Raw genomic sequence first — 19,291 nt, forward strand, 5'->3', positions numbered from 1 at the left:
TTTGACTTAGTTCACTGGTTCTACTAGTTTTTGGAAATCATATGTCCTAAAGTTTGACTTAGTTCACTGGTTCTACTAGTTTCTGGAAATGCATGTCCTAAACCCAAACTTTGCTCGCTCAGTCTGCTAATTTATTGAAAATATATATGGTCTAGTAACTTGGCAAAGGCAAAGGGGGAAGATTTAATTGAATTATCATATTAGAGTGAGGGCTTCCGCGATTATAATAGAAGACGAATCAATTCTTTTAGTAGAATTTAATGACGAAAGAGGGTTGCATTATAATTTGCCCGCAGGCGGAGTGAAGCCTCATGAATCCGTTGTTGAAGCAGTTCAAAGAGAAGCGCTAGAGGAAGCGTCAATTAAAGTGGAAGTTGGTCCTTTAGCCATTGTCTATGAGTATAGTCCTCAACATAACTCAAATAAGTATGGAGAAACACACTCTTTACAATTAATGTTTGAATGTAAAATAAAAGATGGATCTTTTCCGAAAATGCCGAAACATCCTGATCCCAACCAAACGGATGTTAAATGGATAAAGCTTAGTGAATTAAGGGATATCGTTTTGTACCCCAATATAAAAGAGCAGATTATTACATATGCAAAAAGTAGAAAAAATATTGAATTAATGGAAGAACATAATTTAGAAGGGCAGGGATGGAGATAACCCTTTTTAGGTAAAATGGATTACTACTATTTCTATTCTAGTATTCCATTAGTAGATTTGTAAAAAAACGTAAGGAAATAGGTCGAATTTTGTTAACACATTCTTAATAAAGCTATACATAAATCTACATACTGCTTCAACAACCCTTTTCTAGAATATATATGAATATATTTTAGATAGGAGATGGAGAAAATGGCAAAAAGATTATTAATAGGTACAGGGGTAGCTTTTTCATTGTTATTCAGCCCATTCAGTCAGGCGTTTGCAGAAGAACCAACAGTAGGCGAAAGAAAACAAGTGGATAATGTAGCACATCGTGGTGCAACAGGTTATGCACCTGAAAATACGGTTGCTGCCTTTGATTTAGCAGTTGATATGAAAGCCGATTATATCGAAATCGATGTTCAAAGAAGTAAAGATGGTGAATTAGTATTGATTCATGATACAACAGTGGATCGTACGACAAATGGAACAGGAAAAGTAGGCGATTTAACATTTGAACAACTTAGAAGTCTTGATGCAGGGAGCTGGAAAGGGGAACAATATGTAGGAGAACCAATTCCAACATTTGATGAAATTCTTGACCGTTACCGTGGGAAGGTTGGGATTTTAATAGAACTAAAGGCTCCAGAGCTCTACCCTGGTATCGAGGAACAAGTAGCAGAGGCACTAACAGAACGGAATCTTGATAAACCACAAAATGAAAAAATCATTATTCAATCATTTAACTTTGAATCAATGAAAAAAACGAACGAACTTCTTCCACAAGTTCCAATTGGTGTATTAACTTCTAACCGTGCACATACAACACCGGAAGCTTTGCAAGAATTTTCAACTTATGCGGATTGGTTTAATCCAAGCTATGGAATTGTGACAGAAGAATTAGTGAAAAATGTTCACTCTCTTGGGATGAAAATTGGATCCTGGACGGTACGAAGTCAAGCAGCAGGAGACTTCCTATTAGATATGAAGGTTGACGCGATCATTACTGATTATCCGGATTATGTAGATCCTAGAAACTAATATTCTTTTAATAGAGTAGAAGAAAAAAGGAGTAGTTTGCTACTCCTTTTTCTATTTGAGTTGAGGCAACAGAACTAGGGCTACCTTCAAAAAATTTAATTATGACCCACTATACGATGTGGTACATATGGTTCTTCCAGGAATACAATCTCTTCAGGTGAAAGTTTTACTGACAAAGCACCTACAGCATCCTCGAGATGCGATATTTTCGTTGCCCCGATAATCGGAGCTGTTATTGTTTCTTTTTGTAATAACCATGCAAGTGCAATATGTGTACGGGGAACTCCATGCTTTTCGGCAATAGATGCTACTCGCTCAACTACTAATCGGTCGGCATCGGCAGTCGCATCGTATTTAAACTTTTGGACTTGATCTGTTTCAGAACGTTGTGTGGTTACTGACCAATCGCGTGTTAATCTACCTGATGCAAGGGGGCTATATGGAGTAACACCAATTTTCTCTTCCTTACAAAGAGGTAACATTTCTCTTTCTTCTTCACGGTAGATAAGATTGAGATGATTCTGCATGGAAACAAACTTTGTCCAACCATTTTTTTCAGCGACGTGTAAAGCTTTTTGGAATTGCCATGCGAACATAGCAGAAGCACCTATATATCTTGCTTTTCCAGACTTCACTATTGTATGTAATGCTTCCATTGTTTCTTCAATAGGAGTATTATAGTCCCAACGATGGATGATATAAAGATCTACATAATCTGTTTCCAATCTTTTAAGACTTTTATCTATCTCACTCATTATGGCTTTTCGGGAAAGCCCCGAACCATTTGGCCCTTTGTGCATTTGACCGTGTACTTTAGTTGCTATAACTACTTCGTCACGATTTGCGTAATCTTTGAGAGCTCGTCCGAGATATTCCTCGCTGGTACCAAGTGAGTATACATTGGCAGTATCAAAAAAATTAATCCCTAATTCAAGTGCTTTTTTTATCACGGGACGAGAGTCGTTTTCGTTAAGTACCCATTGGTGAACCCATTTCGTTGCATCTCCAAAACCCATACATCCAAGACAAAACCGAGATACATCTAAGCCTGTATTACCAAGTTTCACATACTGCATTTAACTGTTACCTCTCTTTAACTGAATTTGCCACGTTTTATCGTGACCTCTTTAGAAATAATTATGCCATAGATAAAAGGAAAACCTTATCCCATTCCTACCAAGTTTTTGCCTAATCCTATCAAACTCTCTTACCCCAACAAGGAATATCGGATATAATGACTGAAGATAAAAAAGGAGAATCTGTTATGTCTGAGAAAACTTACAAACAGCAACTTGAACTTGTGAATCTCATAGAACGTTTTACAGGACAGGATGGTGTCCATCACACTTTAATACCCTCATTGTTTCTCATTCGTGAATCCAGGATTTCTGAACCCATCTCTAGAGTTACCGAGCCGTCTTTTTGCATTATTCTGCAAGGGGAGAAGGAAGTGTTGTTGGGAAAGGAACGATTCTTGTACGGTCCTGGTCATTATATTGTGGCTTCTGTTGGTTTGCCAGTAACGGGGCAAGTGATAAACGCCTCAACGGAATCCCCCTATTTAGCACTTAAACTTGAATTTACACCGACCGAAGTTTTAGAAATGGTAAATGAAACAGATATTTCAATTAATCAAGGAAAGAAATCGAAACGGGCGATGTTTGTTAGCGGAGTAGAACCATCCTTGTTAGATGTGGTTGTTAGATTGGCTTTATTATTGGAAAATCCAAAGCACATTCCTATCTTAGCTCCATTAATCAAAAAGGAAATAATCTATTGGATCTTACAAAGGTCACATGGAGGAGCACTTGAACAAATAGCATTAGAGGGTAGTAATGCCTCTAGGATAAGAGAAGTGATAGATTATATTATTAAAAATTATGTAGATCCTTTTCGAATTGAAAATCTAGCTGAAATAGGTAATATGAGCGTGTCATCTCTACATCGACATTTTAAAGAGGTAACAGCTATGAGTCCTATTCAGTTTCAAAAACAATTAAGGTTGCAAGAAGCAAGGCGCTTGTTATTGTCAGATTCAACAGATGTAGCTGATGTTGCATTCCGAGTGGGGTACGAAAGTCAATCACAATTTAGTCGTGAGTATTCTCGTATGTTTGGGTTTTCACCTAGAGTAGATATGAACCGATTGAAAGAGAACCACGTATAATATATATGTGTAATTGAAGGCCACAATTTAATCAATAGGGGATGTTTGCTCAATAATAGAAATCATCAATTCACATAAAAAGGATATTTAATTAAGAGAAAACCGTTAGTTTGATCAATCTATTTTCAAAAATGATGATATTTATTAGCACTTCTGGAGCCGAGCGAAGCAGGATGTTCATACTCTCAAAATTACACTAACATATTTCCACATTGCTTTTCGGTGAAAAGTCCGTCTCCTAATGGATCAAATTAACTGTAAAGCTACTGCGACAAAAGAATCTGAGATTTGGGTGCATAATGCTTGTTAATCTAGACTTCCTTTGTTATATCATACTTTAATAACTTTTGTTGGTCATAAAATTTTTCAAAAAGAAGCCCTGTTAAGTAGTAAAAAACGAGGCCAAAACAAATGTGAATAAGTGTAAATTTAAAACCAAGGGAACTAAGTTCGTAGACTAGAACTGGTAATTTAACTGTTGACCAAGCACCTAAGAAAAACACTATATAACGGACGCTGGCTCCTTTTTTCAATAAGAGTACTGCAATTGGAAAGGCAATATAAAGAGGGCCTGCAGCTACCGTTGCTAATAATAAAGTGAAGAAGATACCATATATGCCTGATTTTTCACCCATATATCGAATAAGTGATTCTTTTTTTATCCATTGATCTAATAATCCCACTAAAATGAATATAGGAGGAAGTAGGAATAACATATCCAAAATACTTTTAACTGTTATCTGAACTGTTTCTATAGCTACAGATTGATTTATAAATGCAATAATAAGAAGCGCAAATAATAAAATGGAAAAGAACCGATACCTTTTTAACTTTGTCATGTCATTAGCACCCCAATAATCAATGCAAATAATAGAGACATTATTATCGCAGAAAGATTTCGAGAATAAGCAAAACTTCTTCCAAAAGATTTTTGTTCCATAGATAAAGTTACAAGTCCTACAGACATCATTGTTGACATTAATACCGCTACTTGTGGAAGAGCAGCACCATTTTGAATTAAGGTATGTCCAAGAGGAAAGACAATAAAGCTTGGAACTAAGACAATTGAGCCAATGATTGTTGAGTAAATGATACCTAGTAAGCCGGAACTTTCGCCAATAATTGATGAAATAAGAGGAGGTGTCAATAAGGATAATGCTAGCCCAATAAAAAGCATAATGGCTAATAAATCTGGTAAAGCATTGCGAAACATTTTCCAAGAACTTAGAAAGGCTACCTTTGTTTTATGTCTGTCTTTTATGAAGGAAACACTTACATAAATAGTGGCAATAGTATAAAGAATAATTCCACTAATCATTATTTTGTTCCTTGCATTCTTTATATCTATCTAGGAAAAAGGATAAACTTTTAACTTTTTCTTCGATATCTATTTGAAACTCCTCTAATTTCCTTTTACCAACTTTAGTGATTTTGTACATCCTTATTGGTTTATCTCGATCAGATGCTTCCAGATAAGACTCTACAGCACCTTCTTCCTCTAATTTTTTTAATGTGCGATATAATATGGAACTGTCAATTGGATTGATGGGAAGTTCTTCCTCACATCTTTGAAGGAGTTTCCCTCCATAGCTATCTCCCTCTGTTAAAAACAGCAATAGAAATGCACCTGTATGTCTCCCTGTATGTTTCATAACGTATATAACCTCCTTATATTTAATCAATAATATAGTACTGTTAACAACAGTATGCTGTCATTGACAGTATTGTGACAATTTTTTTCTTTGTGATAATAAAAAAAGTGTATGAAGGAATAATGAGGGCGGTTATTCTAGATTTCATTCAACTGATTGAAGGTGTTTCAGTTAATGGGTATATGGGGAGATTCTTCCAAAAGGAAGAGTGCTTTTTAATTTCAACTAAAGGGGCAGCATTCCTGTAAAAAATGAAAATCAGGAAGGATCGCTTTAGTTGTAGAAGTATTAGAATACCAACATAAGTAACTAGAAAAGGTGTTACCTTTAATCGGTTTGGTTTCCACCTAGAAACAAACCACTAAAAGAAGCTGGGGCTCATGAATGGGGCAAGATAGTTGAAAAGGATTGACTCCAAATAAATAATTTTAAGTATTGTGAATTATTAAACTAGCTATATTTTCCTTTTTAAACAAAAAAGGTTTAATATTAGAATCTAATATTAAACCTTTAATCTAACATTATTACAGTTTTTAATGTAGCTCTCTGAATTTTGCTGGTGTCATACCCACCTTTTTCTTAAAAACCATTCCAAAATAACTAACGTCTTCATATCCGCACAATTTACTAATATTCTTTATTTTCTCTTTTCTATCTCGAATTAGTAATGTTCTAGCCTTTACAAGCCGAACATCTGTAATTGAAAAACCATTAACTTTTCTAAATAATTGGCAAAGGTACTCTTTTGACAAATTGACCTTCTCTGCTAATTCTGATAATACAACTGGTTCCATATAATATTGATTTATATAGTCCATAACTAAATGAACTTTATTACTTTGATTTTGCATAGACTTTTCATTTTCAATGGTTGTAGATTTTAAAAATTCCAATAGGAAATCATAAAGTATTCTTGAATAATCATACATTTCCATTGGATTTTCCTGTGTATGTATGAGAAATAAATCTTTTATATATTTTTCTACTTTATCATTGTTAAGTTTATAAATACCTGATTGCTCAATTCCGATCTTTTCAAAAAAATCTTTTGTTCCATACCCTGAAAAGAGCAAGAAATGAACACACCATTCATTACTAACTCCGTAGTATCTATGACCCTCACCAGGAAAGAACAGCATTCCATTGCCTTCATCTACGACATATTGCTTTCCGTTTATTTCAAGTACACCTTTTCCTTTTACAGAATGAATCCATTGGAAAAATGGTAAACCGGAAGGTCTGTTAATATATTCCTGCCTATGATTTAAACCTACAGCTGAAAGCACAAAGGGAAGTTGTACAGTTTGTTTAGTATATTTTGTAAAGAAAACTTGTTTCAACATTCAACAAAACTCCAATATATCTTAATATTTTCATATCTTTTTTATTATATTTAGATTTATTCTACTTATTTTTTAGTTTATCCTATTAATATAATCTCATTATGAAAGGGGCTTCATTTTATGTCAACTATACCTCATATAAAAAACCACAATAATATACCAACATTATATGTCCATGACGAGCCATTCATTGCATTAGCAGGGGAAATCCATAAATCCAGCGCTTCAAATCTGGAATATATGAAGAAAGAAGTATGGTGAAAAATAAAAACACTAAATATGAATTCCGTTATTGTTCCTGTTTATTGGGAATTAATCGAGCCCGAAGAAGATCAGTTTGACTTTTCTCTAGTCGAAGGGCTCATTAAACAGGCGCGTGAAAATAATATGCATCTTATTTTCCTCTGGTTTGGCTTATGGAAAAATGCAGAATCTTTTTATGTACCACATTGGATGAAAAGAGATACTAAAACTTATTTTCGTGCCTGTAAAGCCACCGGTGAAGCTTTAAATACGATTTCACCCTTATGTGAAGCCGCAATAGAAAAAGATGCCCACGCATTTTATCATTTGATGAATTTTATCAAATCAGTAGATTCTGAAGAAAACACCGTTATTGTCATACAGGTTGAAAACGAGATCGGACTCTTAGGAACAGATCGAGATTATTCTCAAGTAGCAAATGAAGCTTTTTTAAATGAAATACCTGAACCTGTGGCTAAAGAATTCAGTGTTTCTGGAACTTGGGAAGAAGCATTTGGCTTCGATGCAGGCGAATACTTTTTAGCATATTATTTTTCATCTGCAGTTGAAAGAATAACTCAGCGTGGACAAAACGCATATCCGCTTCCTTGTTACGCCAATGCGTGCTTAGAGCAATTTCCTTGGAATGCCGGAAGCTATCCAAGTGGCGGTCCAGTCATGAAAATGCATAAAATGTGGAAGTTAATGGCACCATCACTTTTTTGTTTGGCACCAGATATTTATGTTCCATATGTACCTAATATAATGGACGAATATAGTCAGAATGGAAATCCTTTATTTATTCCAGAGGTCCGAGGTGATGCGGTATCGGCTACATATGCTCTATATGCCGTTGGCGGATGTAACGCTATTTGTTATTCACCTTTTGGTATCGAGGACCTTATGAAGAATCCAGAAAACATAGAAAAGCCACCACTTGAAGTCATGCTCTCGTTAAATATCGACCCATCAGCATTTGATCTTGAAGGAAGTGCAGCGTATCTTGCCAAAAGCTATTCCATTATTGAAAATATTAAACCCCTTTACTATGAATATAGAAACTCCAGTCATTTGCAGAGTTTTGTAAAGAGAAATGAACATGACTTTGGTAAACTGCTGCATTTTGACAAATACGATATTCTTGTTTCATATTCTCCAAAATTACAATATAAGCCAACATCAGGAGGCATAATTCTTGAGACTTCAGAAAGTGAATTCATTGTTATTGGAACGATGATAAACATTAAATTTCTATCAAAACCCGGAAGGAATAAAAAAGTGGAATATCTTAGACTAGAAGAAGGAGAATTTCAAAATGGAAAATGGAAAGCTGGACGTGTATTAAACGGGGATGAAAAAATGATATTGAAATTGAAAGATATGCCCTCAGCTTATAAAATTCATTTATATGAATATTAAGAATAACATTGGGACCTATTGAATGAAATTCAACCAGCTATGGAAATATAAATGAAGCCGTTAGGATTATATTTTTAACGGTTTTTTCTGTTATAAAAGATTGGTAAGAAATGTACTTACACTAACGGGGGAATTGATCCAAGAAGGATTGATGCCTATTTGTGTTAAGTATCCTTATTGCAGAAAAGCAGCTGGTTAGTTGAATAACGAATGTAACCATTTAGAAGTATATTCGTCTAGTGTAGTAGCAAGGGGGAATTAACATAAAGAAACTATCTATATCGATATTATCTATTATGCTATTTTTCAATTTGTATTTTGCTAAAGTGGCGGCAACTAAGTGGGTATACCCATTTGTTGTTTGGAATGGTTATGTTTATGTAGTAAGTGAGGAATATGTAACTGAAGTGGATAGTAAAATTGGAGAGGTAACTATGTACTCAGATATGGAACAGTATCCAGGAAACTTCTCAAATGTATACAAGAAAGGCACTAAATATTATTCAATAAAAGGTATTAACACTGAGGAATCAATCGCTATTCATGATATAAATGGAAAATATAAAAAAGCAGATAGAGGAGAAGAATATACATTTGGAGCCACGACCGAAGAAGTTTCCTTTGGCATATCAGATGAAAAGTATAACTACTTGCTTGGTTCTGCAATAATTTTGGCAATATTATTCCTATTTTAGCTATTATCTTCAGAATAAGGAAAACAAAAAATCGAGTATAATAACGATTACTACATTATTGCAGAAGGATTAATGCTCTTTTTGTTTAGATTTTATTGAGCTAAAGGCGCAGATTTATTTAATTAGGTATACTTGGTATATACGGAATTACATATGATTTCAAAAGGACAGTGGTCTATTTGTACTTAATTAAATATTTCTTTATACAGTTAATTTTTTTTAGTGTAATAATCTTCATTGGTTTTTACTCCTCTGGAAGTTCTTATCGTAGAAAAGGGAGGTTAGTATAAGAATGGTTTCAAAGAAGAGAAAATTAATGAGCAAAGAGCATTAATCTGCTAAGGGTTAGTGTTTTTTCTATTTATAAAAATAGTTCTACAAAAAATTAATAATAAGTAAAACTTTTGGTAGAGTTATACGTCTAAACAATGTATTTAAAGAAAAGGAGGGTAATCTGTGGAAAGTGACAAAAGTAAGGTTGTCCAAGATTGGTACGATACATATAATGAACCTATTTTTAAGTTTATATTTATGATGATTCAAGACTACCAGCAAGCCGAAGATTTGAGACACGAGACATTTATAAAGGCGTTTGTTAACTATGATTCTTTTAAACATCATTCTAGTCCTAAAACATGGTTATATAGTATTGCGCATAATGTAACAATTGATTTTATACGGAAAAGGAAACCTTTGACCATGATAAAAGAAGTTCTCTTGTTAAAAAAGGATGAAGCACCTATGCCTTGTGAGCTAGTTCAGATTAGGGAAACTTCTATAGAGTTATACAGAGTCTTGGGGACTTTGAAGGAGTCTTATAGGAAGGTGATTATTCTTCGAAAGGTAAAGGGTTTTTCGATCTATGAGACGGCAAAGATACTAGGATGGTCGGAAAGCAAAGTAAAATCAACTCTGTTTCGAGCAATTCAGGCTTTTGAAAAAGAAATGCTTAAGGAGGGATTGTTGAATGAAAAAACAGTATGATAGTAGTCAATTTGATTTTGCACTAAAACGACTAGAATCAGATATGAACTGGAAGAAAGCTAATGACCATATTTTAAAACAGAAGCTTATTAGGGATCTTAATAAAAGGAAAGCTAATGCAAAATTCAAAAAAACTTTGGGTACTTTCTATAGAGGTAGTATTGTAATAGTTGTTTCGTTAATTGTATTCATAATGTTAAATCAGGAGACAGTACAAAATCAAAAATCTTCATCAGAAATGACCGATTCTACTATTGAAAAGGGCTATAAAAGAGATAAAGAAAGTACGACAGGGGAACAATCCGATGTTTCTGTTCAAACCGTGGTAAAAAATATGGTGGGGACACTAGAGCAGGCAAACGCTAATTTAGGAATGGATGAAGAAGAATATGAGAGACTTCGAAACGAAGTGGCAGTGGCGAAAAAATTTCTAACAAAAGAGGAGTTTGAGAACCAGTATATCCCACTAACAAGCAAAATTGTCGCTCTAGATGGAAAAGCAAATGTTTACAGAGATCCAGAATATCCGCATAGTCTAGATTTACTTACTGCAGAGGAAAAGGTAGAGGTAAAAGAAGCTGCTAAAGCAATCACACCAACAAGAGAAAAGTTTTATTCTCTTTTTGTATACACACAGGAAAAGGCTCAGAGCTTAGTTGAATTCACTATCAAAAAACCTACTTATACACCTGAAGGCTATAAACTAGTGAATGAAGATCACAGAGCTGAGATTACTACCGGAAAACCGGAACCAGTTATAAGTTGGCAATATACTGCAGAGGATGAGGGTGTGTATTATGTTTATTTAGCGGCAGCTTCAGTTGAGCACCCTGCACTGTCCTCTAAGGGCTATAATTTGGAGTCCTATATGCTTGAAGGGAAGGAAGTGTTCTTCGGTCATTTTACTGGATCCAATACAAAGATGATGAAGATGATCGTTCCTGCAAGAGACGGTAATGAAGCTTATCAAATAGTTATACAAGATAGTATGTTAAACAAAGAGGAATTAGAAAAAATTTTGCTATCGATGTTGTAATAATAAAAGGTCTTAAGATAGTAGTTCTTCTTGGGACCTTTTATGTATTTTTTAAGCTTGTGAAGATATATACTTAAAGAAAAGGGCATTAATCCTAGAAGGATTGATGCCTTTTTATGTTGAAGTTACTTAATGAACAATAGAGGCAACATTCCTGTAATAAGTGAAAATGAGATTGAATGTTGTGAAACCATGCAGTTAACTATAGGGGAAAGAGTAAATGTTAAGGGATCGCTACGGCGATCTTTTTCCTACTTCCACAAAAGAGGCAGGTTTAACATTTTGCTCGTGGTAAAATGAATGTAATCTTTTAGAAGAGGTGAGTTTAGTTGAGTAGAGATGAGCAGAGTGTAAAATTAGATTTAGAGAGAATTGTTTTTATTGGAAGAACCTTTGGTGAGTATCTTGATATGTTCTCGTTTTCAAAAGACGAGCTACAAGGAAAGAAGATACTCGATTGTCCAGCAGGAGCTTGTTCTTTTACAGCTGTCGGTAATAAATTAGGTTTAGATGTAACAGCTTGCGATATTGCCTATTATCATTCGGGTGAAGACCTTAAATATAAAGGTCTCCAGGATATTGAACACGCAATGAAGCATATGCAAATAGCCCAAAACAATTATAAATGGGATTATTTTAAAGAAATAGAAGGTCTTAGAAGTCATCGTTTAAGTGCGTTACAAGATTGTGCGAATGATATGAGGGAGTCCAACGAAAGATACGTTCCCGTTACCTTACCTTCATTACCATTTAAGGATGAGGAATTTGATATTGTTTTCTCTGCACATTTTCTATTTATGTATTCAGATAGATTAGATTATCAATTTCACATTGAAACTCTAGATGAGTTATTGAGGGTTACGAAAGAGGAAGTTCGTATTTTCCCTTTAGTTGAGTTAGAGGGAAAAAGATATAAGCATTTAGATGATATAATAAGTTACCTTATAGACAATGGCTGTAAAGTTGAAGAAGTAAATGTACCATATGAATTTCAGACAAATGCTAACTCGATATTAAAAATAAATAAATATTAGTAAGGTTTAAGGGGCAACGTGGATGCGTTGTCCTTTTTATGAAAACTAAAGGGGCAATTTAGTTTAAAAAAAGAGGAGATATGATGTAATTTGGAGAAACGTTTATATATCTATGTTTGTGGAGGTACATAATGGAGTTTTATAGATTCGACAAAGGTAGCGGAAAAAATATTCTACAATTCAATTCCGATTTTACTATGTCTCGTATTTTAAATACTGAAAATACTGCTCATATAGGGTGTATGTACTTAGAAGAAAATGGGGTTATAGGTTACCACCAAGCAGTATCACCTCAACTTCTATTAATTATGAATGGAGAAGGTTATGTTCGAGGAGACAAAGAAGAGTACATCAAAGTTCAATCTGGAGATGCAGTTTTTTGGGAGAAAGATGAATGGCATGAAACCAAAACTGATACAGGATTAACCGCAATCGTCATTGAGAGTCAGGAATTAAATCCATCAAAATTTATGCCATTGAAGAAAGATATTGTTCAACTATAGGGGCTAGAGTTAAAGGTGGGGTTCGTGCTGCGAACCTTTTTTCATAGTGTAGAAACGTGGCAGTTTAATGGAATAAAGGTCACAACTAATTCTGACAGTCACCAAGTGGGAGTTGAATGGGTTCAAATTAACGAGTTATTAGACTATAGAATATATCAGAAGGAATTAAGAAGATACATAATAAGACATTCCATCAGAATCTCTTATTTATATGGGAGTTATAAACTAGATACAGGGCGATTCTTTTATAATAAAGTTCGGCTTCTCGACTAGGGAACCAGGATAGTGAAACAAGATTTTCAATAGTTTAATCCTGTATAACAGAAATAGATTAAGGAGGGGAACTCATGAATATTGATCAAATAAAAAGTGCATTATTTAAGCAAGCCACTGTCTTACAAACAGGTGGTTCCCGACCGACTGAACTACTAGGAGAAAGTTGGATTGGTAAGGTGTTATGGGGAAAAGATGGAGAGACTATTCCCTCTAACTATGAACCTATTTGCACCATATTTTTAAGCAATATACCTTATGTACCCAAGGAATTAACATGCTATCAATTAATAACAATTTATATGGATTTTGATGTGTTCAATAATTTAGATATGGATAATTTAATTTCATTTTTCAAGATTAATTGTTATAAAGACTTAGATGAATTACAAAAGAAAAATGAACAATCTACAAGGATAATTCCTTTTCCATTAACTCCATTACTTGTTGATAATGATACACCTTCCTGGGAAGATTCTAATAACATTGCCCCTGAAATTGAAAATGAAATATTACGGCTTGAATTAGAGGAAGGTATAGAATATTACGAGGATATTGTAGAAAAATTATATCCAACCCATAAACTTGGGGGTTATCCCTCTTTTACTCAAGGAGGAGTTTCCTTTGGAGAAGATTACCCATTTGTATTTCAAATAAGTTCCGATGAAAAGGCTCGCTTCAATATAGTAGATAGTGGGAGTTTTTATTTTTTCTACAACAAAGAAAAACAGGATTGGATAGTATACTGTGATTTCTATTAGTCTGTAGAGCTTAATATGTATACAGGTGCTTTGTGTTCTAGAAAAGCTGCCAATCAGGTAGCTTTTCTTCTTTTACAATAGAAGCAGTTTTCTTAAATGGAACCTGTCTACATTAGAATAGCGGTTTTTAATAAATATAAATAAAAACTCAATAGTACCGAAAGTAAAGTTGAACAATAAATAAGCAGTCTAATAGAAACATTTAATATGTGCAAGAAAATATATTTGTTATTAAACCAGTATGTTAAAATATCCCTCATACTATTAATTTGGAGATGTCTAAAGTGAAGAGAATTTTATTTTCAGTCTTAATTACATCTGTACTTTTAGTTGGGTGTAAGAGTAATGAAGAATTATTAAAAGAAGGTACGGAAGAAAAAAAAGTGAAATAACATCAATAATATCAAAATCTGAAATTGATGAATACATTGAAGGGGACATCGAATTTGAAAAATACGATACTATAACTGATGTTGATAAGACTGTTTTTATGTATAATGTTTTACTGCCGATTAAATCATCATTTTTAGAGTTAGATTCCTCTAAACAATTTGCATTGCTGAGAGAATCTACTCAGGAAATCTTTGACTTTCAGGGTGATGATAATCGTCCTCAAAGACCAAAAGGTATGGCGATTATTGATGAGGGTGGAGAAAGAATAAAATTTCAGTCTTTGATTCTATACTTTGGTGATAATAAGAATAATAATTATAAAATAAGTTTGGACAACGAAGAAGTTAGAACTTTTAGAGCTGATAACGGTGGTGAAATAAATAATATTATTTTTGCCACCATTTCGAATAAAGAATATGTAATTTTAAGTTCTGGAAGGATATTGCATGAAGGTGAATATGACAAAATAGATGAATGGGCATTTATAAAATCTGATTCTAATTACAAACAAAACGAATCAAACGAACCAAATCGAGAAATTATCATAGATAGTCAAACTAAAGAGTTTTTAGATTGGCAAGTTAATAGCGGAGAGTGGGATAAGCAAGGTCAATAAACATTCGTTTTCATAAAAAAGTTATTACAGTTGCTACGAGGTTATAAGCCATAATCAATAACGTTATTTAATGAACTAATCTAAAACGTCTCAACCTATTGTTATCACTGGGTTAAGACGGTTTTTATTTTTAAGAAAACCTACGCAAAACTTATATTAACACTAATCGACCTTAGCAAACATCCTTCTTCAACAAAAGTGGCAGGATTATGTAATAAGAAAATGAACAGTAGACACATATTGTGCATTAAAAAAGTCGAGGAATCAATCCCCGACTGGAAGAACTATAAATTAACTTTAATTGACTCAATCTTTTGTTGAGCGTAATCAAGTCCATTTCTATGTTAGTGATGATATCGATCATATGACTACGGCTGGAGTAATTTCTAAGTTCATAAAATATTATAGGCTTTTTATGTTTCAAAACCGTAGCCAATTCTAGAATAGGTAACACCTTAGAGTTTGTGCTTACCCTTTGTAGATTCTTAAAGAAGGAGAAGTATTCAAACGCATACTGTTTTTTATCTGGATACCTTTTAAGAATTTTATCAAATTCGTTAATTGTTGATTTGAGCTCTTTCATAAGGCCATTCCACCGTAATGAGTTAAAGATTCCTTAAGGGCAGATTTACACTTTTGACATGTTATGTCCTCAATGAGTTTAAATTTTATATTTTTTAAAACTATCCGTTTAGAAATGTTGAAATTAATCCCACACTCACAATGTTTTTTGTCTTTTACTGCATGTATATATGATAAATCACAAATTACAGTTGGAAAATGCATAGCTAACCCTCTTCATTTTATTTAGGCAAATTAGAAAGGGTATTAAGAATAATTAACAAGATTTGCAACCCGGCTACCATGACAAATGTTTTAGGCCCGTGGCTTTGCGTCTTTTACTTTCGTAAAATTTGCCTATTTAGGTATTTTATCACATCGAATTTTGTCGACAAGTGTAGAATGTGAATTTGTTCAAAAATTAAATTTAAATTATTTGTTATTGCACATTTCGAAACTAATGTGCAACAGAGAAGATATGGTTAATGAACAAACGAGGCAGTTTAGCAAAACTTTAAACATAATTGTTCGTAGTAAATAAATATACAATATTTTGGAGGGACATAAATGTTTAAAGTAACGCCTGTATGCACTTATTGCGATAAAGAAATAAAAGGAAATGAAGTAGTTTTTGTGAAAATGCGGTATCCAGAGAGAAAAGGTATGACTGAAATCAAGGCTTATCTACAAAATGAAGGAAAATTAATATGTGAAGAATGCTTTAATAAGAAATCTAAGTAAACCTTCCTTCTTCTACTAACGGGGCAGCATTCCTGTAATGAATAAAAATTAGATTGGACGGGGTAGACACAATCATACTACGTCTTTTTTGTAAAACGAAGAATCATAAAAAAGACAAGCTCCCAATAGGGAGCCCATTTCTGTCTGTCTAGTTGCAATTCATAGCTGTAAATCACTGGATTGAGACGTTTTCTGTTTTTATTAATATCTTCGCAATACTTATATTAGCACTAATCATCCCTAGTAAACATTCTTATTGAACAAACGGGAGCAGGTTTAGTTTAAGAAACAATATTAAAAATCATCTTCAACTTAATGGTATAATTAGGGAAAATGTTAAAGGAACAATTTTTTTACTAGGGGTGAGAAGTATATTCGAAATTAGATTTAAGGAAAAAATATTTTATACAAATATTCAATAATTAAGATGTTTCATCAAATTTAATTGAAAGGATTTGATAAAAATGGAAAAAGGTAACTTTATAGTTATACCTGAAAAATTGAAGGGGAAGAAAGTAGAAGATGTTGCGATTACTAATAATGCCGTAGTTATAAAATTTACTGATGGTACGTTTTTAGACATCTATCTTGATAAATCTGCACAAACATTAAAAACATCAACAAACAAGCTGGAAGGTTAAGTGATGTGAAACATTTTCACTTAAACTATAGAGGGCATTGATCCAAGAAGGATTGATGCCTATTTGTGTTGAATATCCTTATTGTAGTAAAGAAGCAGGTTTATGGAATAAGATTTTTAATAAGCCATTAGGTAATTTATGTTAAAATCTAAGTATAAGTCTAATGAGGAGATGTCTTTATGGGGAAGAACATAAACTTACTTTACTGTATTGTGGGAAGTGCTGTACTTGCGTTGTTAAACAACCCTATATTTAGTTACTCTAAACTTGGAATATTTAAAAATGGTTATGGTGGAAATATATTTGGAGAGATTTTAGTCAAAGTTACTAATATATTGTCATTGTTTGGCTTTATATTATTAATGATCTTCTCAGTTATATTAATAGGAAGGAATATAAATTTTAGGAATAACGGGCTTTGATCCACTTAGATCATGGTCTTTTTTACATAAATTTAAAGAACATTATTTAACAATGGGGCAGCATTCCTGTAATAGTTGAAAAAGAAAAATGGCATTAAAAGCTAAGAAATTGTGAATCAATACACTTAAACAAAAGGGGCGATTGTTTAACAGATGCAGTCGCTTCTTGTGCAAACGAAGCAGGTTAGCACAAGAAGGATTAATGTGACATTTGTTAAAAATTTATTAGAAAACAAGTTGAAAAAGGCTAGTTATATCCTATGAGAAATGAAATAGAGGATGATAATGGGAAGTTTAACCGATTTAAAAACAGTATTTAAAAATATAAATTTCTTACCTTGGAACGAGTATCTTTTTCTTCCTAAAGATAAAAATTGGTCTTTAGATTCTTTGTGTTCCATAATTAACTGGGACGCAATGGATGAAGAAGAGATTGGTGATGACGGGGATACCCCAATATTTGCAACTGATAATAATTTAATTTATGTGTTTGACATTGCAACTGTTCAAGATATTGTGGATAATGCAAAACAACAACTTCCAGAGCCTACAGAAGCCCAGTTATTTGAAGCATTTATGTATTATTTTAATAATGATGCCTTTATATCGTTTGAATGAAATTTAAAAATTTATTGAACTAACGGATGCTTTGATCCAAGAAGGATCAAGGTCTCTTTATGTTGAACTTCTAATTGTAGAATAGATGCAGTTTAGCTCAAGAAGGAAAAAAAATGAAGGATATTGAATTATTACTAAATGAAAAATGACCTATTCGAAAGAAGTGATAATTCTTGGAATTAAAACGGCGGGAGTTTTCCGAAAAGACACTTAAACAGTTATTTATTGGAAGTCAATTGGACGGAGTGAAGTTCGGACCGGGACCGGGTTCGTTGTTGATTCGATTTATGCATTACACTAATAAACAACCTGATGATTTATGGGTTAACATCGAGTCAAAATGGACCGTCTTTTCTACTATAAATAATAATTATCCTAACTCGGAGGATGAAATAGAGGATTTGACCGAAGAGGACGAATATTCTTTAGTATTTAAATTACGACGAGAAAAAGTCATTGACATAAAATTAGGTGAAACTGTACCGCACCTTATTATTGTTTTTGAATCTGGTTTAACAATGTTTATAAACGGTCATCACGATATGTATGAATGTTGGCAAGCTGGAGATGGTACTGGAAATACCGGAGAAGATTGGCTGATTGTTGCTACTCCAGGAGACGATATTGCTACGTGGGTACCTAACGACTCTAAATTAGGTGAAAATTCATAAAAGATGGTGGACGACACATTATTCCAATAGGGGGATTTAAAAGAATAAATAATTTTGCAACAATAGTGATAAATTTAAGAAGGTGAGTTTGTGAGTTGGAATTGGAATGATACAGAAATTAAACTTCCCCAAACTTTTGAAAATTTGAAGGCATTGTTAAGTAGCATTTGTAACAATGAACATAATTTCTCACATTATGAATTTGCCAAGTGGTGTAACAATCTGACTATGGCTTTCGATGATGATGAAGGTGAGGTTTTGAGTGAAAAGGATGAGTTAGCATTTGCTGTTGCACGAGATATAGAATGCCAATGGGATATTTACCTACCCAATACCTTCACTTTAGTGGAGTTACAGAACCTTGACTTAACAAAAATAAGCTTACCTCATGAATGGTTTGAGCATTGGCTAAGGGAGCTGTTATAACTACTAGGCTGTTAGAGATGAGCATAGTGTTAAAACGGGGAATAAAGAAAATGTCATTCAAATTAGAAGATTAAAATATGGACAGATCATTGAGGTAATACCTTTTGATTGACCAACATAAAAACTAACCTTTTAAGAAATAATTAACAACATTCCTCAAAAAAGGATGCCGCTTTTTTTACTAGCATACCGATCAGGTAAGTTTGTGAACAGGAAATACTCAAATTATAGGTGCGGTTCTTCCATAAGGAAGATCGCCTTTTCTAATTGTACTAAAGGGACAGCATTCCTGTAATGAAAGAAAATGAGGTTTGAACAAAAAAAGAACCTCTTGGTAGAATGAGAGAGTCCTAAAGCCGGCTAGCGAAAAGGACAAACTCAATTAACCAGGAGGTCTTGAAA

The 19,291-nt window shown here is 33.5% G+C and carries 22 protein-coding genes and 1 riboswitch; of the genes, 17 read left to right on the plus strand and 5 right to left on the minus strand.

Annotation, left to right across the window (positions count from 1 at the left end):
* Nucleotides 1-187: 187 nt before the first annotated feature.
* Both BKO01S_RS22840 and BKO01S_RS22845 read left to right on the plus strand, forming a co-directional pair.
* On the plus strand, nt 188-667 hold the full coding sequence (locus BKO01S_RS22840) for an NUDIX domain-containing protein (RefSeq protein WP_066059992.1): 480 nt from the start codon (nt 188-190) through the stop codon (nt 665-667).
* A gap of 192 nt (nt 668-859) precedes the next feature.
* Complete coding sequence (locus BKO01S_RS22845) at nt 860-1,690, plus strand: glycerophosphodiester phosphodiesterase (RefSeq protein ID WP_066059993.1); 831 nt, start codon at nt 860-862, stop codon at nt 1,688-1,690.
* Between the two features lie 95 nt (nt 1,691-1,785).
* Here the strand turns inward: BKO01S_RS22845 and BKO01S_RS22850 are convergent, their stop codons facing one another.
* Nucleotides 1,786-2,766 carry an aldo/keto reductase gene (locus tag BKO01S_RS22850; RefSeq protein WP_066059994.1) on the minus strand — a complete coding sequence of 327 codons (981 nt, stop codon included), beginning with the start codon at nt 2,764-2,766 and terminating at the stop codon, nt 1,786-1,788.
* A gap of 188 nt (nt 2,767-2,954) precedes the next feature.
* Between BKO01S_RS22850 and BKO01S_RS22855 the strand changes: the two genes are divergently transcribed.
* Complete coding sequence (locus tag BKO01S_RS22855) at nt 2,955-3,857, plus strand: AraC family transcriptional regulator (protein WP_066060014.1); 903 nt, start codon at nt 2,955-2,957, stop codon at nt 3,855-3,857.
* Between the two features lie 311 nt (nt 3,858-4,168).
* Here the strand turns inward: BKO01S_RS22855 and BKO01S_RS22860 are convergent, their stop codons facing one another.
* The 4 genes from BKO01S_RS22860 to BKO01S_RS22875 form a co-directional block, all read right to left on the minus strand.
* Nucleotides 4,169-4,696 (minus strand): permease, encoded by a 528-nt coding sequence (locus BKO01S_RS22860; protein ID WP_066059995.1) that lies wholly within the window; start codon nt 4,694-4,696, stop codon nt 4,169-4,171.
* Entirely contained in the window at nt 4,693-5,175 is a 483-nt protein-coding gene (locus BKO01S_RS22865) for a hypothetical protein (protein ID WP_066059996.1), read from the minus strand. The genes BKO01S_RS22860 and BKO01S_RS22865 overlap by 4 nt, the downstream gene beginning before the upstream one ends.
* Nucleotides 5,168-5,509, minus strand: a complete 342-nt coding sequence (locus BKO01S_RS22870) for a PadR family transcriptional regulator (RefSeq protein ID WP_066059997.1) — start codon at nt 5,507-5,509, stop codon at nt 5,168-5,170. Before BKO01S_RS22870 ends, BKO01S_RS22865 begins: the two co-directional genes overlap by 8 nt.
* A 533-nt stretch (nt 5,510-6,042) precedes the next feature.
* Nucleotides 6,043-6,852 (minus strand): helix-turn-helix domain-containing protein, encoded by an 810-nt coding sequence (locus BKO01S_RS22875; protein WP_066059998.1) that lies wholly within the window; start codon nt 6,850-6,852, stop codon nt 6,043-6,045.
* Nucleotides 6,853-7,116: 264 nt separating this feature from the next.
* On the opposite strand from BKO01S_RS22875, the gene BKO01S_RS22880 reads away from it, so the two are divergent.
* The 14 genes from BKO01S_RS22880 (at nt 7,117) to BKO01S_RS22955 (ending at nt 18,889) form a co-directional block, all read left to right on the plus strand.
* Nucleotides 7,117-8,514 carry a DUF5597 domain-containing protein gene (locus tag BKO01S_RS22880; RefSeq protein ID WP_305793835.1) on the plus strand — a complete coding sequence of 466 codons (1,398 nt, stop codon included), beginning with the start codon at nt 7,117-7,119 and terminating at the stop codon, nt 8,512-8,514.
* 434 nt (nt 8,515-8,948) lie between these two features.
* Nucleotides 8,949-9,209 (plus strand): hypothetical protein, encoded by a 261-nt coding sequence (locus BKO01S_RS22885; protein ID WP_157077442.1) that lies wholly within the window; start codon nt 8,949-8,951, stop codon nt 9,207-9,209.
* A 456-nt stretch (nt 9,210-9,665) separates the two neighbouring features.
* Complete coding sequence (locus tag BKO01S_RS22890; RefSeq protein WP_066060000.1) at nt 9,666-10,193, plus strand: RNA polymerase sigma factor; 528 nt, start codon at nt 9,666-9,668, stop codon at nt 10,191-10,193.
* The gene (locus BKO01S_RS22895; RefSeq protein ID WP_066060001.1) at nt 10,177-11,229 is read left to right on the plus strand and encodes a hypothetical protein; all 1,053 of its coding nucleotides are present in this window, start codon (nt 10,177-10,179) and stop codon (nt 11,227-11,229) included. Before BKO01S_RS22890 ends, BKO01S_RS22895 begins: the two co-directional genes overlap by 17 nt.
* A 329-nt stretch (nt 11,230-11,558) precedes the next feature.
* A complete protein-coding gene (locus BKO01S_RS22900; protein ID WP_066060002.1) occupies nt 11,559-12,263 on the plus strand; it encodes a class I SAM-dependent methyltransferase in 705 nt (234 codons plus the stop codon).
* 131 nt (nt 12,264-12,394) lie between these two features.
* Nucleotides 12,395-12,766 carry a cupin domain-containing protein gene (locus tag BKO01S_RS22905; protein WP_066060003.1) on the plus strand — a complete coding sequence of 124 codons (372 nt, stop codon included), beginning with the start codon at nt 12,395-12,397 and terminating at the stop codon, nt 12,764-12,766.
* Nucleotides 12,767-13,113: 347 nt separating this feature from the next.
* Nucleotides 13,114-13,800, plus strand: coding sequence for a DUF1963 domain-containing protein (locus BKO01S_RS22915; RefSeq protein ID WP_066060005.1), 687 nt, complete (start codon nt 13,114-13,116; stop codon nt 13,798-13,800).
* Between the two features lie 490 nt (nt 13,801-14,290).
* Nucleotides 14,291-14,809 carry a hypothetical protein gene (locus BKO01S_RS22920; protein WP_066060006.1) on the plus strand — a complete coding sequence of 173 codons (519 nt, stop codon included), beginning with the start codon at nt 14,291-14,293 and terminating at the stop codon, nt 14,807-14,809.
* A gap of 846 nt (nt 14,810-15,655) precedes the next feature.
* A riboswitch (cyclic di-GMP riboswitch) is annotated at nt 15,656-15,738 on the minus strand.
* Between the two features lie 199 nt (nt 15,739-15,937).
* Nucleotides 15,938-16,111, plus strand: coding sequence for a Fe3+ hydroxamate ABC transporter substrate-binding protein (locus BKO01S_RS22935; protein ID WP_066060009.1), 174 nt, complete (start codon nt 15,938-15,940; stop codon nt 16,109-16,111).
* Between the two features lie 464 nt (nt 16,112-16,575).
* Nucleotides 16,576-16,752, plus strand: coding sequence for a hypothetical protein (locus tag BKO01S_RS24725; protein ID WP_198158878.1), 177 nt, complete (start codon nt 16,576-16,578; stop codon nt 16,750-16,752).
* Nucleotides 16,753-16,931: 179 nt separating this feature from the next.
* Nucleotides 16,932-17,174 carry a hypothetical protein gene (locus BKO01S_RS22940; protein WP_066060010.1) on the plus strand — a complete coding sequence of 81 codons (243 nt, stop codon included), beginning with the start codon at nt 16,932-16,934 and terminating at the stop codon, nt 17,172-17,174.
* Nucleotides 17,175-17,459: 285 nt separating this feature from the next.
* Complete coding sequence (locus tag BKO01S_RS22945; protein WP_066060011.1) at nt 17,460-17,792, plus strand: DUF7716 domain-containing protein; 333 nt, start codon at nt 17,460-17,462, stop codon at nt 17,790-17,792.
* Between the two features lie 173 nt (nt 17,793-17,965).
* A complete protein-coding gene (locus BKO01S_RS22950; protein ID WP_066060012.1) occupies nt 17,966-18,463 on the plus strand; it encodes a hypothetical protein in 498 nt (165 codons plus the stop codon).
* 90 nt (nt 18,464-18,553) lie between these two features.
* Entirely contained in the window at nt 18,554-18,889 is a 336-nt protein-coding gene (locus BKO01S_RS22955; protein ID WP_066060013.1) for a hypothetical protein, read from the plus strand.
* The last annotated feature ends 402 nt before the right edge of the window (nt 18,890-19,291 follow it).

Source organism: Robertmurraya korlensis NBRC 107688 (assembly GCF_001591645.1).
Lineage (GTDB): Bacteria > Bacillota > Bacilli > Bacillales > Cytobacillaceae > Robertmurraya_A.

What these genes read in the sequence shown, in the direction of transcription:
- BKO01S_RS22865 (WP_066059996.1), bottom strand. Translation starts at nt 5,175, where the DNA reads ATGATTAGTGGAATTATTCTTTATACTATTGCCACTATTTATGTAAGT.
- BKO01S_RS22905 (WP_066060003.1), top strand. Translation starts at nt 12,395, where the DNA reads ATGGAGTTTTATAGATTCGACAAAGGTAGCGGAAAAAATATTCTACAA.
- BKO01S_RS22845 (WP_066059993.1), top strand. Translation starts at nt 860, where the DNA reads ATGGCAAAAAGATTATTAATAGGTACAGGGGTAGCTTTTTCATTGTTA.
- BKO01S_RS22915 (WP_066060005.1), top strand. Translation starts at nt 13,114, where the DNA reads ATGAATATTGATCAAATAAAAAGTGCATTATTTAAGCAAGCCACTGTC.
- BKO01S_RS22850 (WP_066059994.1), bottom strand. Translation starts at nt 2,766, where the DNA reads ATGCAGTATGTGAAACTTGGTAATACAGGCTTAGATGTATCTCGGTTT.
- BKO01S_RS22870 (WP_066059997.1), bottom strand. Translation starts at nt 5,509, where the DNA reads ATGAAACATACAGGGAGACATACAGGTGCATTTCTATTGCTGTTTTTA.
- BKO01S_RS24725 (WP_198158878.1), top strand. Translation starts at nt 16,576, where the DNA reads ATGGAAAAAGGTAACTTTATAGTTATACCTGAAAAATTGAAGGGGAAG.
- BKO01S_RS22920 (WP_066060006.1), top strand. Translation starts at nt 14,291, where the DNA reads ATGTATAATGTTTTACTGCCGATTAAATCATCATTTTTAGAGTTAGAT.
- BKO01S_RS22935 (WP_066060009.1), top strand. Translation starts at nt 15,938, where the DNA reads ATGTTTAAAGTAACGCCTGTATGCACTTATTGCGATAAAGAAATAAAA.
- BKO01S_RS22855 (WP_066060014.1), top strand. Translation starts at nt 2,955, where the DNA reads ATGTCTGAGAAAACTTACAAACAGCAACTTGAACTTGTGAATCTCATA.
- BKO01S_RS22875 (WP_066059998.1), bottom strand. Translation starts at nt 6,852, where the DNA reads ATGTTGAAACAAGTTTTCTTTACAAAATATACTAAACAAACTGTACAA.
- BKO01S_RS22885 (WP_157077442.1), top strand. Translation starts at nt 8,949, where the DNA reads ATGTACTCAGATATGGAACAGTATCCAGGAAACTTCTCAAATGTATAC.
- BKO01S_RS22945 (WP_066060011.1), top strand. Translation starts at nt 17,460, where the DNA reads ATGGGAAGTTTAACCGATTTAAAAACAGTATTTAAAAATATAAATTTC.
- BKO01S_RS22895 (WP_066060001.1), top strand. Translation starts at nt 10,177, where the DNA reads ATGAAAAAACAGTATGATAGTAGTCAATTTGATTTTGCACTAAAACGA.
- BKO01S_RS22860 (WP_066059995.1), bottom strand. Translation starts at nt 4,696, where the DNA reads ATGACAAAGTTAAAAAGGTATCGGTTCTTTTCCATTTTATTATTTGCG.
- BKO01S_RS22940 (WP_066060010.1), top strand. Translation starts at nt 16,932, where the DNA reads ATGGGGAAGAACATAAACTTACTTTACTGTATTGTGGGAAGTGCTGTA.